This is a genomic window from Arthrobacter sp. ISL-69, from assembly GCF_018613775.1.
In the GTDB taxonomy this organism is placed as follows: Bacteria; Actinomycetota; Actinomycetes; order Actinomycetales; family Micrococcaceae; genus Arthrobacter.
In genome coordinates this window covers 1-14,122 of sequence record NZ_JAGGPO010000055.1, presented here as the reverse complement: position 1 = coordinate 14,122, position 14,122 = coordinate 1, and the positions used below count along the sequence as shown (strand labels likewise).

Sequence of the window (14,122 nt, the reverse complement as noted above, 5' to 3'; positions counted from 1 at the left end):
CGAAGGCCGCGAAGTGGGCGACTCCACCACCCTGGCAGACAACACCATCATGCAAACCATCACCGATTCCCTTCAGGTGCGCAAATGAGGCCAGCCGCCCGGAGCGCGGCAGGGGCTTCGCTGCCCTCACCGGGGTCGATCCGCGCAGCGGCGGTACCTGCCAAATTCAGACCGACCTACCCGGAGGTGTTTGTAAGTGAAGGACACGCCTCAGGTCCAGGAATGGTCTGCACCGGAGAGTTCGTTGGTCTCGCCGGAGCGCTCGTGGACGTCTATCTCCACGACGACTTCCACCGGCGGGGCATCGTTGAAGACGTCATGCCCGACTCTTCCGGCCTGTGGATCGCCGCCCAGAGTCCCTATTCCCGCGAGTTCATCGACAAGGCGAGCGGATATACCGTGTGGACCGGTCACTGGACCCTGCTGAATCCTGCCGCTATGGCAGCGCCCGGGTGAACTATCTGGAGATACCCCGCGCGACCCTTGCCGCGCCAACATGAGGCCAGCCTGAAGAAGCTCCGGCAGGCTCTGTTCGCCGCCGTGGGTGGGCGCCCGCGACAGCCTTTCGCGGAAACTGCACCCAACCCCGAGCTTCTGTGGATGGCCGCCGGGCGTCCGGCGGCCAGGTGGGGCGTGTTCGGACAATCCCACGCTGTCCGCCCGACCTGCCTATGACAGCGCCACTCGCGCCGTTCTCGCGTCTGCACATAGCCGCTGACGGCGACGGTATAGCCGGCATGGCCGTGTTGGGTGACCAGGATGCCGTGGCGGCGTTCCGTCTTGAAGTGTTCGCGGGCGATCTCCACCGCAGTGTTCAGGTCGTTTTCGACGGTGGTCGGGTCGTGGGCGGAGATTTCCAGGACGAGGTTCGAGTGCGCTTGATCATCGTGGTCTCTTCCCGATGGGATCTACCGGGCCTCTCAGCGGCATGGGCTTCCAGAACCCGGGCAAACCCGGAGGGCGGAAAGCGGTGGTTCGTGCCCGGCATTCTCTGATGGGGCGGGTGGCCGGTCTTGTGAGTGATTTAGTACCGCTCTGAATTGTCATGCTCCACCGCCACCGTGGCTGCAATCCAACCGTCGGCCGCGATCGAGCACCGCCATACGGGGCAACGAGCAGGCTGGGAATCAACGAAGGTCATGGCGACTTGTTCCTCCTTTCCATGCATCCCATGTAAAAACAGATAGGAACACGCATGACCAGACGACGGCCCGAATTGGTTCTTAGCGGGAACGCTCGACGCACGCCGCCCAACGCCGGTCGAGGTGCGAAATCTCCACTGCAGTGCCCTCCTCCGCGGCTTCCGGGTCGACCCAGGCGAACGCGAGGAAATGACCTGAGCCGGGATCCTCGGCGGAACTTGTGACGAACCCGACCACGGAGCCGCCCTTCGATACCGGTTCGCCCGGGACGATGGCGTGGAGATCGCTGCGCATTCTCAGGCGTACGAGGAGTCGGTGCCCAGCACGCGCGCCCTCACCGGTGAAAGGGCCGGCAAGGCCAGCTTCAACGGCGGTGTCCCGGGGGCCGTACTCAACACCGAATGCAGGTACTCCGTTGGCGATCCGCAATGCGGTGAATGCTTCGTCGCCGACGAGGGCGATCCCATGCTGTGCACCGGCTTCAACAAGGAGATCCCAGAGGTACAGTCCGTGTTCTGTGGCCGCATACAGTGTCCAGCCGCCCAGACCTGAGGCGGTTTCTGCCACGACGCGGGCCGGAACGCCTCCGACGTCGAGCACTGGCGTCCTGGGTGAGTTCGCCGCGGGGGCGGCACCGCGCGTGACCGAACCGAGAACTGTTGCTGCATCCGGACCGATCAGCGCCAACGCGGTTGTCGCTGACGACAAATCGGAAACGGTGACCGTGTCCGAGTGCGGAGTCTCCCGGCGGAGGTGCCAGACGTCCTCGGGGCTGCTGCCGATGACGAGAAATGAGTCGTCAGCAGTCCGCAAAACTGTCAGAACAGCTGCGATACCCCCGGACGGACTCTTCAGGTGGGCGTGTGCTGAACCGTTGACCTGCAAAGTTACAGCTGAGCCGAGGATTTCATCCAGATGCTTCCCGGCATCCTCACCGCGGACTTCGAAGACGCTGACAGCTCCCCTGTCGACGAGCCCAACGCCGCTTGCGGCCTGGCGCGCCTCGGCAGAAATGGACGGAGACCATCCGTACGTCCCCCATGCGTCCCGCGGCACTCCTGGCTGATTCGCCTTGGTAGTGCCGTACCACAGGGGACGCTCCCAGCCGCCCTGTGAGGTCCCGAACTCTGCCTTCAGGGCTTCCTGCCGAACATAGAAGGGCGTTGTGGCGAACTTCCTCAGTTGCTTCGTCTGGTTGCGCGGGTGGCTGATGTCGTAGACCTCGTCGTAGTTCTCGCTGGCCCGCGCAATGCTGGCGCTACGCGTCAGGTGTGCTTGATCGAAGCGACGGAAGTCGAGGCTCGTCGTGTCAACGCCGGGATCTCCGGTCGCAATCCAGTCAGCCAGGACGCCGGCCACGCCTGCGGATTGGGTCAGCCACACGGATTCGCCCAGCCAAAGTCCCCTGATGCCCGGGACCTCCCCGAGGAGCGGGTTGCCGTCCGGAGTGAACGAGAAGATTCCGTTGTATCCCTCCGCTGGTTCGCAGCTGTTCGCCTCCGGGAACAGCCGCCTCAGTTCGGTCCACCCGTCCTTGAGATCGTTCCACGTCAGGGGATGGATCGCGGGTTCGATCTGCGTTTGGGCAAAGTCCTCGGGACTGGCGATCTCGGACTGGTCCACGGGGATGACGCGGTGCTCGTAGGTTCCCCACAGAATTCGCTCTCCGCTCTGGCGGAAGTAGGAACCGGTGGCCTGGTGCCGCACCATGGGCCGGTCAATCTCCACCTCGTCGCCGAACCCGGCAAGCGCATCATGATTCATGACTCAGGCGGCCTCTTCCCGGACTGCCGGAACGTGAACCCGCAAGCGACGGCGGTGGGCGGCGTCGGAGCAGGCGAGAAGCACATTGAACTACGCAGGTTCAATATGTGCCAGGTAAATCACGTTTTCTCGCGCGACGAATTCTCAAGTTGCATAGGAGCGGCGGTGCTAACTGCCGTCCCGCACGTCCGAGAGTGTTTGGCTCGTGAAGAGGATCTCGTCGAACCTCGCCACGCAACTCTCACCCATCGGGGCTTGGGACAAGAACCCGACGTGGACTGGCTTGTGCGTGGCCAACCGGAAAAGGCGGACGAAGCTCCATTTCTTGCCGTCGGAGGACGAATGGAAGGCCCATGCCGGGCCCAGCCGGCTCACGCGCAGGTAGGCCCATGGATCTGCAACAACAGCCGAGTTGCTGTCGTCCGAGTAGTCGTTGGTCACCACGCTGACCACCATGGCCTCCCCCTGGGGAGAGTATTCGAAACAGAGCTTGGCCCAGTGATTCTGATCCGCCCACAGACTCAGCGCCCCGGCGTCGAACGTCGTCCGAGGCGACTCCACCCTGATCCTGGCCGACAGAGAAAAGGAGGTCGGCGCCGTGAAGCCAAGTGCCGATGCACGGTGCTGCTGCTCTCCGCCGAGGGAATCGTTACTCCAATCAACTCCTGGCGCGGCCGTCAGCGTCAGCGTGGAATCGGCGTGGTTGTATGCCGCTTTGCTTTCGACGGCCGTCCACGTCAAAGGTGGGAGCCCTGCGGCTTCGGGGGTCATGGCCATACTCCTTGTTTCAGTTTTGAGCCGTTGTCACTGCTGATGCAGCGAGAGGGCCAGTGGCGTTTTCGCCGTTCTAGCCCTCTCGCCCGGTGCGTGGTTGTCTATTTGAGGATGAAGTTGGCGGTGAGTTTGGTTTCGTCCTGCGCGGTCATGGTCACTTGGAGGCAGGATGCTGCCCTCTTGGGCGTCTTCCAGTTCTGCTGGAAGTACCCGTCCTCGTAGGTCAGGCCCGCCACATCGGTCGTGACGGTTTCGATCTCATCGGTCACCGTTCCCGGGCCCGGGCAGGCCACGGTCGCGGAGGTGAATGACCTGACCTTGGTCAGATCGGTCAGCTCGGTCGCCCCGTCGAACAACTCAAACTTGAACGGAACAGTGCTTCCGCCCTTGACCGTATTCCAGACCCCTGCCATGTCCACCGGTGCCGTGAAACCTGTAACGGTCCAAGGCAGAACGGTGTACGTCAGGTCAGCGGTGCTGACGTTACCGGCGTTGTCGGTGGCCGTAGCGGTGTAGGCGTGCTCCCCCACGGCGGACCCTCCGCCGGTGACCGCGCACGAGGCCAGGCCCGAGACCGCGTCCGCGGCGTCACACGTCGGTGCTGCCGCGTCGTGGCCAAACGTGTAGTCACCGGTGGGACCCCCGACCAAGGCCACGGTCGGGGCGGTCGCATCGATGCGGATGGTTTCTGCACCGCCGGAGTTCTCCACGGCGACCCCGTTCACCACAGCCCGGTAAGACAGGATCGTCTCCCCGTCCCCGAACACCTGAACAGGTGCAGTGTAGGGCTGCCACTCACCCTCACCAAGGCGGTACTCAATACCGGCCTGCGCACCCTCATTCAACGTCAGCGAAACACTCGCCAGCCCAGAACGCCAGCCAGCAGCATTCGGAACAGCACCGGTAACCGTCGACGTCACCTTTGGTGCGGTAGCCGTTGCAGGGTCCTTTACGAGTTGCCATTGCTGGGAGCCGTCGGTGGTGGCGTTCTGCAGCGTCAGCGGCGCCCCCGCCGATGCTCCTGTCAGGTACGCGCTCGTGTTCTTGGCAGCCTGGAACGTGTAGTAGCCGTCGGGTGCCTGCTTGACGTTCCAGAGTCCGCCGGCCGTGTTGTCCACCCACTGCCCGATCCGCTGGCCGATAGTGGCGTTGCCGGTCCAGATAGCCGCTTCACGGCCGCCTGCCTTGTTCAGCAGGGTCGACTTTCCATCGGCCTTGGTAACCAAGTGCCAGTACTGGGTGTCAGGTTTTGGCGTCGCGCCCAGGTCTTCGAGCCTGACATCGGGTATATCGGCGTTGCCGATGTTTGCATCGGTGGTGTTGCCGCCGGTTCCCATGATCTGGCCGGTCTTGCGGTTTATCAACCGGTAGTACGCGCCCTTGGAGTGCCCGAGGTCAACGTCTGCGTGGCGGATGATGGCCCCAGCGGTGGCTCCGCCCCAAGTTCCCTGCAGGATATGGACTTGGCCGGTGCCCTTGACGTACTGCAGGTTCCGGCTGTAGCCGCCACCGAGCGGGGTCTGGTACCTCGTCCAGACGCCGTCGCTGCGTCCACTCTCGTCAACCCAGACGGAGCCGCTTCCGGAGGCGTTGTATACCAGGCGGCCATCGGGAAGATTGATGACCACGGGGCTGCCGCCCCATGACAGTCCGCGCGAACCACTCGCGAAGGGCAGGAGGCCCTGCTTGCCGTCTGCCCGGCTGATCTCTTCGCCGTCTACGTCGCCATCAGCGTAGAACTTCAGCGGGTCATTGGCCATCTTGAACCGGACGTCGGCGCCGCCTCCCCAGTACTCATAGGTGATGAACCACTTGCCGTCGGTCGTGGGAACGACATTCGTCATGCCCGGACGCCCGCCTCCAATGTAGGTCTTCGCGCCGGAGGTCACATTCTTTCCGGCGATGTCGACGACGGGAGCGCTCCACGCTGCACTGGAGCCGTCCCACGTCTTATGGGCGAGAATTTGCGTATGGGGGTCCTCGGCCGTGTCGTTGTCCGGGTCCAGGACCGGCACACCGGTCGCCGGATCGTAGCCAAGGTACTCGTTCTCATCAGAGTAGTACGCAACAAGCATCCCGTTATGGACCATCAGGTAGGGCTCCCACACGGGGTCCACCTGACGGTAAGTGTTGGCTTTGGCGACGTTCACCCCGGTAGCGCCGGCGCTGCCACCCTGCCAGCCACCGGTCGCGATGACGTTGACGACCTTCCACGTGGCGCCGTCGTCAATACTGGAGTACAGGGCGATGGCCATGTCCTGCCGGTCCCCGTCGTTGGTGGGGACCCAGTTCGGGTCAGCGGCCTTGTGCTCCGTGTAGTAGCGGTCCTCACCGGACACCACCGTTGCCAGCAGCAGCGTGCCGGCGGTCAGGTTGCCCACATTCTCCGGCAGCGTGTAGAGGTAAGGGTTCGTCCAGTTGCTCGTGTATTTGGCATATTGCGGATCGCTGGACAGGTACGCCGGAGCCTTAACCTCAGCAAGCGGCTGCCACGATGTTCCGTCATCCTCGCTCTTATAGATCGGCATCGTCTGGCCGGTGGCTGCACCGGATGAGGCCACGACCGTTGACTTTTCGAAGGCTGCCACAAGACGGCCGCTGGGCAGCTGCGCGGATTTTGGGTAAACCGCACAGTTGCCCCGGCCCTTAAGACATTTTTCGTTGTCCGGCAGCTGATACAGGATTCCGCCTTCGGGCGCGTAGGCCTGCGCTGCGACAACCGGTCCTGCAAGCATTGCGGCTGCGGCGACGACGGTCCCGAAAAACTTCCATGGACTTCTTTTGTTCACGGCCCCTCCTTTGGGGATTGTGGTTAGGTCGCAGCCGGGACTGCAGTCCAGTTGCGATGAGGGTAAATGTGCACGGATGCACCGCCGGGACCGTCTCAGATGGGACTTGACAAGAGCGTTCCCGACGCCAGCGCTAGTCACGTGAACCGGGACAGATAAAAGTCCAGATCCATTGAACAACTGGAGGGGCCGCTCAACGGAGCCGGAGGTCTTGCGTTCCTGCGGGGGCTGTTATTCCTTGACGCCGCCGGTGGTGAGCCCGGCCTGCCAGTACCGCTGCAGCACCAGGAAAGCGACGATCAGCGGAACGATGCTCACCAAGGACCCTGTGATGACCGTGGAGAACAAGGCCTGGGCACCGCCTCCGGCCGCGCTGGCCGACTGCTGCTGGGCCAGTCCCACCGTCAGCGGATATAGGGACGAGCTGTTAAGCATGATCAGCGGCAGGAAATAGTTGTTCCAGGTGGCCACCAGGGCGAACAGGAACACCGTGACCACGCCGGGGCCAAGGAGCCTGAAGCCCACCTGCCAGAAGATTCGGAATTCGCCGGCGCCGTCCACCCTGGCGGCTTCGATGAGGGAATCCGGGATCGCGTCTGCTGCGTAGACGCGCATCAGGTACACGCCGAACGGGCTGACCAGGGAGGGCAGGATCACGGCCCAGGGGGTGTTGGTCAGGCCCGCACTGTTGAACAGGAGGTACGTGGGCAGGGCCAGGGCGGTCAACGGGATCATGATGGCGCCGAGGTTGATGCTGAAGAGCAGCTTGTCGCCGGGGAACTTGTACTTGGCGAACGCGTACCCGGCGGCGGTGGCCAGGACCGAGGCCCCCACCGCGCTGAGGCCGGCATAGAGCACGGTGTTCAGGACCCACTGGAGGAACAGCCCGTTCCGGACCGTGAACACAGACACCAGGTTCTCCCACAGCGCAAACCGGTTCCCGAACCACAGGCCGAACGTGGAAAACAGATCCGAGTTGTCCTTGGTGCTGGCGATCAGCAGCCAGAACAACGGGAGGACGAAGTAGCCGGCGCAGAGCCACAGCAGGACCGTCAGCAGTGTGCTGCGTTCCATGCCGCGCTGGCGCTTCGAGGGGCGGGGCTTCTCCGTGCCGGGAACGGCCGTGGGGGTCACACGGGGTGCGGTGCTGGTAGTCATGGCATGCTCTTTCGCTGCTTGCGTTCGGCGCGCTGGGTCTGCAACTGCACCACGTAGGAGATCACTGCGATGACGGCGCCCAGCAGGAACGCGATGGCGGCCGCATAGTTGACGTCCTGGTTTACGAACGCGAGGTTGTAGGCGTAGTAGTTGGGTGTGAAGCCGTTGGAGATGGCGTCGGGCGCAATCGAATCCAGGAGGCTGGGCTCGTTGAAGAGCTGGAACGTGCCGATGATGGAGAAGATGACCGTAAGGATGATCGCCGGGCGGATAGCAGGGATCTTGATGTTCCAGGCGATCCGGAACTGGCTGGCGCCGTCGATCTCCGCTGCCTCGTAGAGTTCGCCCGGGATGCCGCGCAGCGCCGCGTACATGATGATCATGTTGTAGCCCACGAACTCCCAGGTGACGATGTTCATCATGGAACCGAGCACCGATTGCGGGCTGAGGAAGTCCGGCGCCGCCATCCCCAGCGCCTGGAAGATCTGGGCGAAGGGTCCGAAGTCACGTCCGTAGAGGTAGCCCCACATGAGTGTGGCCACGACGCCCGGCACGGCGTACGGCATGAAGTACAGCAGGCGCAGGGCCTTGCCGCCGCGGACCCTGCCGCTGTCCAGCGCGAGGGCCAGGAACAGGGCAACGCCCAGCATGATGGGGACCTGGACCAGCAGGAACAGGCTCATCCGGCCCACCCCGCCCAGGAAATCGGGATCGCTGAGGGCCTCGGCGTAGTTGGCGAGGCCGGCGAAGGAGAGGCCGCCGATGAGCTGGCTCTTGAAGAGGCTCAGGTAGCCGGCGTAGCCCAGGGGAACGATGAGCATCGCCATGAAGACGAGGAAGAACGGAAGGACAAAAAGATATGCCGCCCTGGTTTGGGTGCGGCTGGACGCTGAGGCTCGCCGCCTGCGGGTGCTGGCGGCTTTGGCTGCCGGAAGGGTGTTGCTGGCCGTGTTCCTTAGGTTTGAAAAGGGCCCGACGGCGGGAGGCTGGCTTGGTGCCGGCCTCCCGCCGGGTGCGGGCTACTTGACGATGAAGCCCTGGTCCTTGGCGTAACCCTCAAGGTCCGCCTGCCAGGCGTCCAGGGCCGGGCCAAGATCGCCCTTGGCACCGATCACGGCGCCCACTTTTTCGTTGAAGGAGGAGTAGGCGAACTCGGTGAACGGCAGCCACTGGAAGTCGGTGTCCACGGTGTCAGCAATGCCGGCGAAGAGCTTGTTGACCTCCTGGCCGCCGAAGAAGTCCACCTTCTTGTTGGTGAACGCAGGGTCTTCCAGAACGCTCTTGGCGGCCGGGAAGAGGAACTGCTTGTTGGCGAACATCGCGGTGGACTCCTCGTCGTGGTTGATGAACTTGGCCAGTTCAGCAGCCGCGATGGGGTTCTTGGTGGTCTTCAGGACCGCGTCCGAGGAACCGCCCCAGTTGCCGGAGACGTTCTGGCCCGCTTCCCACTGCGGCAGCGGGGCTGCACTCCACTTGCCGGCGGTGTCCGCAACGGTGCCCTGCAGGAAGATGGGCGCCCAGGCTGCGGTGAGCCAGCCGGCGTACTTGTCGCTGGCCAGGCCCTGATAGTACTGGTCGTTGAAGTCGGCGTCCACGGAGACCAGGTCCTTCTGGATGAGATCCTGCCAGTAACCCAGGACTTCCTTGGACTTCGCACTGTTGACGTCGATGCTGACGGTCTTGTCGCCGTCGTACCCGAAGGGCTTCACTCCGGCCTGCCACAGCAGGCCGATCACCTGGGCGGGATCGTTGGTGGGCAGGTTGGAGATGTGCGAGCCGGTCTTTTCCTTCACGGCCTTGGCCGCGTCGGCGTACTCCTGGTACGTTGCCGGGGCCTTGGTGATGCCGGCCTTGTCAAGGATGTCCTTGCGGTACAGGTTGCCCATGGGTCCCACGTCCTGCGGGATGGCCCACACGCCCTTGTCGTCCGACACCTGGTTCCAGGCCCAGCCTACGTAGTCATCCTTGATGTCATCCGCGCCGTGGCTGCGGAGGTCCAACAGTGAACCCGTGAGGTTGAACGACGGGATGTACTGGTACTCCACCTGGATGACGTCCGGGGCGCCGTCGCCGGACTTAAGGGCAGTGCGGACCTTCTGGTAGTGCTCCAGGCCCTGGCCCACGTTCTCAACGTTCACGTCGATCTGCGGGTACTTCTTCTCGAAAAGGGCCACTTCCTTGTCCACGTCCGGGAGCCAGGTCCAGAACGTGAGCTTGGTGGGGGTGTCCATGGCTTTGTCGAATTCTTCCTGGGCCACCGGTGCGACGTCCTTGGCCGGCGTGGTGCTGCCGGCGGGCGCGCAGCCGGTGATCATGAATCCGGTGATGCCGGCGAGGACGGCCATCGCCGCCGCTGTTGTTGAAGCCTTCTTCATCGTGGCTCTTTCTTTGCTTTTTTGGGGGGTGTTGTATTTGTGTGATCCGGTAATGCTCAGCGGCTGAGGAACGTGCGCGTTGACCATGCGCCCAGTGAGAGATTGGTTCCTGCCTCGTAGCTGGTGCCCGAGGCGGCGTCGAGGACCGGAAGCGAGAGGGTGATTTCCTGCTTGTCCCATCCCCAGTTGAAGATGAACCAGGCGCGCCGGCCGTCGGCTACGCGGCCCGAGGACGCGTACACCGGCAGCCGGATATCTTCGGCGAGTTGGTCAGCAACAGGGGATGGAGCGGCCCATCTGAAGATTCCGCGGGCCAGTCCGGTGCTGGGCACGGAGCCCACCATGGTGACCCGTCCGTGGCCCTGCTGCTTTGTGGTGACGGCGGGAAAGTCCCCGAACCGCGGGTGGTCGTACTGGGCCAGGACATCGGCTCCGTCCAGCTGCAGCCCGTCGATCCACGCTTCAGCGGAGGCTGTTTCATCAAGGTCCAGACCGTCGGGCGCGCTGATCACCCGCACCGGGACGTCGAGGTTGGAAAACTCCTCGTACCAGCTGCCGGCCAGTCCGCTGAGGGTGTCCGGCGCGACGGCGACCCGCGCCCGGGCTTCGGGGTCGGCGTAGGCGGTGCGGGGCCCGACGATGAGGTGCCCGCCCAGCCGGACGTAGTCGCGCAGCAGCTGCAGGTCCTGGTCGGAGGTGATGTACAGTCCGGCGGCCACCACGACGGGAAACTTGCGGGCCAGTTCCGCGGCACCGCTTTCGTGCGCCTGGCTGACGTGCAGGATGCGGGCCTGGCCTCCCCCGCTGATGACACCGCGGTGAAAGGCGTCCACAATGCGTTCGTACGATTCGTCGTCGGCCTCGCCGTTGCTGTGCAGCGGGGGCATGAACTGCATGGCGAACCGGCTGGGATTGGACCACAGGATTGCCACGTCAGCATCCGGTTCGTACCCGTCCAGGGACCGCCCCAGCGCCTTGAATTCGGCTCCGATGTCTGCCACTTCGGCGTACACCCTTCCAGGCTTCAGGCTGTGCGGCAGCACGCCGCCCCAATAGGTTTCGGCCCCGTAAGGCAGCGTGTGCCAGTGCCAGTACTCGATCATGGCGGCGCCGCGGGACACCAGGGCGAAAGCGGACTGTTTGAGCTGGCCCGGGTACGGCGGGAAGTTCTGGTCAGCCGAGCCGATGGACTGCGCGTTGGTTTCGGTGACCAGGTAGCGGGACTGCTTGGAGGAATACATCCTGTCCGCCTGCCGAAACAGTCCTGCGATGCCGGTGGTGGTCCAGTAGTTGGGCTGGTCCAGCTCTTGGGTGGCGTCCAGGTGGTCCTGCATGCCGTAGTACGGGTTGCCGGCTCCGATGTTGAGGTTCGCAAACAGCTTCTGGTCATCCAGGCCGCGCCGCGGGTACTGCAGGCAGGTGGTGACGAACTGGTCCGGCCTGCTGTACTCGGCGACCAGGCCTGCCTGCCAGGAGATGAAGTTGGTCGTCAGTTCCGCCTGGAACCGCCGCCACGCCAGGTCGTACTGGGGGAAGGTGTTGCCGTCCGGGCGCCACAGTTCGGACCAGTCACCGATCCGGTGCGACCAATAAGTGAGGCCCCACTCGCGGTTCAGCGTTTCCACATCGCCGTACTGCGCCATGAGCCAGCGGACAAAGCGCACAAAAACACCGTGGTTGTGGAACAGCTCAAGACCGGGCTCGTTGTCCACCTGGTAGCCGATCACTGCAGGATGGGCAGCGTAGCGGCCCACCACCGCGCGGATGACCCGCTCAGCGTGGAACAGGAAGGCCGGATTGGTGTAATCCACTTCCTGGCGCGCACCCCACGGGATCCTTTCACCGGGGCGGCGCTCGGCAGCAATCTCCGGGTAGGTGACCTGGAGCCACGGCGGGACCGCGTAGGTGGGCGTACCGAGGATCACCTGGATACCGCGGTCGTGGGCTGCGTCCAGCACCGGTGCCAGCCACTCCAGGTCGAACTCGCCGTCGCGGGGTTCCCACGTGGACCACACCGATTCGCCCACCCGGATCACGTTGATGCCGGCCTCCTGCATCAGGTCCAGGTCCTGGGTAAGGCGGTCCGAGAGGTGGTACTCGGGGTAGTACGCCACACCGAACAGAAGTCCGCTGCGGTGGTGGACAGGTGGGGAAATCTTCATGAAGCTGCACTCCGTCGTCATGCTCGAAAGGTTTGTGTGAAGTACGTTACGGGAGGATGTTACCGGAAACAATAGATGCCAAGAAAAAATGTTTCCGGTAAACTCGCTGCAGTGGAACAGATCCACAACCTGCATCGGATGACTCGGCAGGGGGAGCAGAGCGGAGGCCCGATGGTTCTGGAGACCCCGGGAGAAACAACCAAACCCGGATCCACCAGGCCGTCCGCCGACGGCGGTTCAGCCAAGCCGCCCACCATTTACGACGTTGCCCGCGTCGCCGGAGTATCCCATCAGACGGTGAGCCGGCTGCTGCGGGGTTACGAGGGCATCCGCCCACAGACCAAGGCCCGGGTCATGGACGCGCTGCAGGAGCTCGGTTACCGCCCCAACCTGGCGGCCCGGTCGCTGACTACCGGGCGCTCGCACCGGATCGGCGCCCTCACCCATGAGATTGACCAGGTGGGCCCCAGCAAGATTGCCCAGGGAGCGAGCGTCGCTGCACGCGAGGCCGGCTACCTGCTGGACATCGTCACGCTGGACATGAGCAACACGGACGCCATCAACGAGTCGCTGGAACTGATCATGCAGCACGACCTCGCCGGGGTGCTGGCCCTGGCCTCAACGGATGAAATGACCCTGGCTTTCGAAGCGGCCGATTTCCGGGTGCCGGCTTATATTGCCGCCGAGGAGGAGGACGCCTCCAGCAACCGCTCCGAGCTGACCAGTGTGGGACTGCCGGCACTCATCGCCCACCTCGCCGGACTCGGACACCGCACGCTGCTCCATATTGCGGGCTCCACCACGTACTCCGCGGCGCGGAACCGGAGCAGGGCCTATGAAGCCGCCGTCGCCGATCTTTCCCTCCATTCCCAGGGTGTCGTGCACGGCGACTGGTCGGCCAAATCCGGCTACGACGCAATGATGGGCCTCCGCGGAAAACTTCAGGCAACCGCCGTCGTTGCCGCCAACGACCAGATGGCCCTGGGCGCAGTGCTGGCCCTAACCGAGCAGGGCTACCGCATCCCCGAAGACATCAGTGTTGCCGGCATCGACGATATACCTGAGGCCGGATACTTCTCCCCGCCGCTCACCACCTTGCGGGTCGACTTCGCTGCCCAGGGCAGGAACGCCGTCCAACAACTGCTGGCGCAGATCGAGGGCTCCGCCCCGCCTCCGCCAACGGGGTTGACCTCGCAGCTCATCACGCGGAGATCCACAGGTCCGGCACCGGGCTTCCTGTAGCTGCCGCGGCGTTGAGTCGGTTCAGGAGCGCCCGGTTGAGCGGCGGTTTCCAGGGGTAGTTGCAACACCTGAAAACAGACAGATTCACCCTTGAACGCCCAGGTCGACTCTAGGCAACTCCGGGAACGGTACCTTCTGGCTTTCGAGAAGGCGATCGTCGAATCCCGTGCGTGGCTTGCCATGAGCGCGTACAACTCGATCAGTGGCGCCAACGCCAGCGAGAGCGAACTCCCCGAGATGAACAGTGAGTCGGGAATCGATGGTGTTGGCGTCAGCGACTGGACGGCTGTCCGCAGTGTCAACCGATCGAGAGAATAATCAGAAAGTCATGTTGCATGCGGCCCCAGCCCCCATGAAGTGGTGAACACTAAACCCAAAGGGAAAGGACACACACGGATGGACAACCAGAAGCAGCCCGCTCAGGCAGGATTAGGCCGGCCGGATTGAGCCCGCTCCCCACACAACCGAATACGGGCCTCCGGGAACCCACACACCCCGCAGAACCAGGTCAGAGGCTGAGTGTGCACGTTGTGCACACGGAAAAGCGCCAATTTCAGAGAAAAACGCCCCTGACCTGCCGAAACACTGTGCCCGAGGTGGGACTCGAACCGGACTCCCGCCCCTGCAAACACTGGGAACTCTTGAAAACATCCCCGATCCGGCCCAGTCCGACCGATGTACGACCCGATCCGAGGTGTTATGTCTCGGGACATCGG

Annotated in this window: 10 protein-coding genes; 3 read left to right on the top strand and 7 right to left on the bottom strand. The window is 63.7% G+C overall.

The window, feature by feature from the left end:
* The first annotated feature begins 222 nt into the window (after positions 1–222).
* Positions 223–456, top strand: a complete 234-nt coding sequence (locus J7I79_RS23375; protein ID WP_214957541.1) for a hypothetical protein — start codon at positions 223–225, stop codon at positions 454–456.
* A gap of 767 nt (positions 457–1,223) precedes the next feature.
* Here the strand turns inward: J7I79_RS23375 and J7I79_RS23370 are convergent.
* From J7I79_RS23370 to J7I79_RS23340, 7 genes are all read right to left on the bottom strand, one after another.
* Complete coding sequence (locus J7I79_RS23370; RefSeq protein ID WP_214957539.1) at positions 1,224–2,906, bottom strand: glycine cleavage T C-terminal barrel domain-containing protein; 1,683 nt, start codon at positions 2,904–2,906, stop codon at positions 1,224–1,226.
* Between the two features lie 168 nt (positions 2,907–3,074).
* Complete coding sequence (locus J7I79_RS23365) at positions 3,075–3,677, bottom strand: DUF1349 domain-containing protein (RefSeq protein ID WP_214957537.1); 603 nt, start codon at positions 3,675–3,677, stop codon at positions 3,075–3,077.
* 104 nt (positions 3,678–3,781) lie between these two features.
* Entirely contained in the window at positions 3,782–6,469 is a 2,688-nt protein-coding gene (locus J7I79_RS24835; RefSeq protein ID WP_311380656.1) for a PxKF domain-containing protein, read from the bottom strand.
* A gap of 231 nt (positions 6,470–6,700) precedes the next feature.
* On the bottom strand, positions 6,701–7,627 hold the full coding sequence (locus J7I79_RS23355) for a carbohydrate ABC transporter permease (protein WP_214957536.1): 927 nt from the start codon (positions 7,625–7,627) through the stop codon (positions 6,701–6,703).
* A complete protein-coding gene (locus J7I79_RS23350; RefSeq protein ID WP_214957534.1) occupies positions 7,624–8,454 on the bottom strand; it encodes a carbohydrate ABC transporter permease in 831 nt (276 codons plus the stop codon). Before J7I79_RS23350 ends, J7I79_RS23355 begins: the two co-directional genes overlap by 4 nt.
* A gap of 192 nt (positions 8,455–8,646) precedes the next feature.
* Complete coding sequence (locus J7I79_RS23345; protein WP_251043205.1) at positions 8,647–10,002, bottom strand: ABC transporter substrate-binding protein; 1,356 nt, start codon at positions 10,000–10,002, stop codon at positions 8,647–8,649.
* Between the two features lie 56 nt (positions 10,003–10,058).
* Positions 10,059–12,164 (bottom strand): beta-galactosidase, encoded by a 2,106-nt coding sequence (locus tag J7I79_RS23340; RefSeq protein ID WP_214957532.1) that lies wholly within the window; start codon positions 12,162–12,164, stop codon positions 10,059–10,061.
* Positions 12,165–12,302: 138 nt separating this feature from the next.
* Between J7I79_RS23340 and J7I79_RS23335 the strand changes: the two genes are divergently transcribed.
* Entirely contained in the window at positions 12,303–13,406 is a 1,104-nt protein-coding gene (locus J7I79_RS23335) for a LacI family DNA-binding transcriptional regulator (protein WP_214957530.1), read from the top strand.
* A 90-nt stretch (positions 13,407–13,496) separates the two neighbouring features.
* Positions 13,497–13,724 carry a glycoside hydrolase family 3 N-terminal domain-containing protein gene (locus J7I79_RS23330; RefSeq protein ID WP_214957528.1) on the top strand — a complete coding sequence of 76 codons (228 nt, stop codon included), beginning with the start codon at positions 13,497–13,499 and terminating at the stop codon, positions 13,722–13,724.
* Positions 13,725–14,122 lie beyond the last annotated feature (398 nt).

Coding starts and splice junctions, on each gene's coding strand:
- J7I79_RS23340 (WP_214957532.1), bottom strand. CDS start 12,164: ATGAAGATTTCCCCACCTGTCCACCACCGCAGCGGACTTCTGTTCGGT.
- J7I79_RS23375 (WP_214957541.1), top strand. CDS start 223: ATGGTCTGCACCGGAGAGTTCGTTGGTCTCGCCGGAGCGCTCGTGGAC.
- J7I79_RS23355 (WP_214957536.1), bottom strand. CDS start 7,627: ATGACTACCAGCACCGCACCCCGTGTGACCCCCACGGCCGTTCCCGGC.
- J7I79_RS23345 (WP_251043205.1), bottom strand. CDS start 10,002: ATGAAGAAGGCTTCAACAACAGCGGCGGCGATGGCCGTCCTCGCCGGC.
- J7I79_RS23350 (WP_214957534.1), bottom strand. CDS start 8,454: ATGGCGATGCTCATCGTTCCCCTGGGCTACGCCGGCTACCTGAGCCTC.
- J7I79_RS23335 (WP_214957530.1), top strand. CDS start 12,303: ATGACTCGGCAGGGGGAGCAGAGCGGAGGCCCGATGGTTCTGGAGACC.
- J7I79_RS23365 (WP_214957537.1), bottom strand. CDS start 3,677: ATGACCCCCGAAGCCGCAGGGCTCCCACCTTTGACGTGGACGGCCGTC.
- J7I79_RS23370 (WP_214957539.1), bottom strand. CDS start 2,906: ATGAATCATGATGCGCTTGCCGGGTTCGGCGACGAGGTGGAGATTGAC.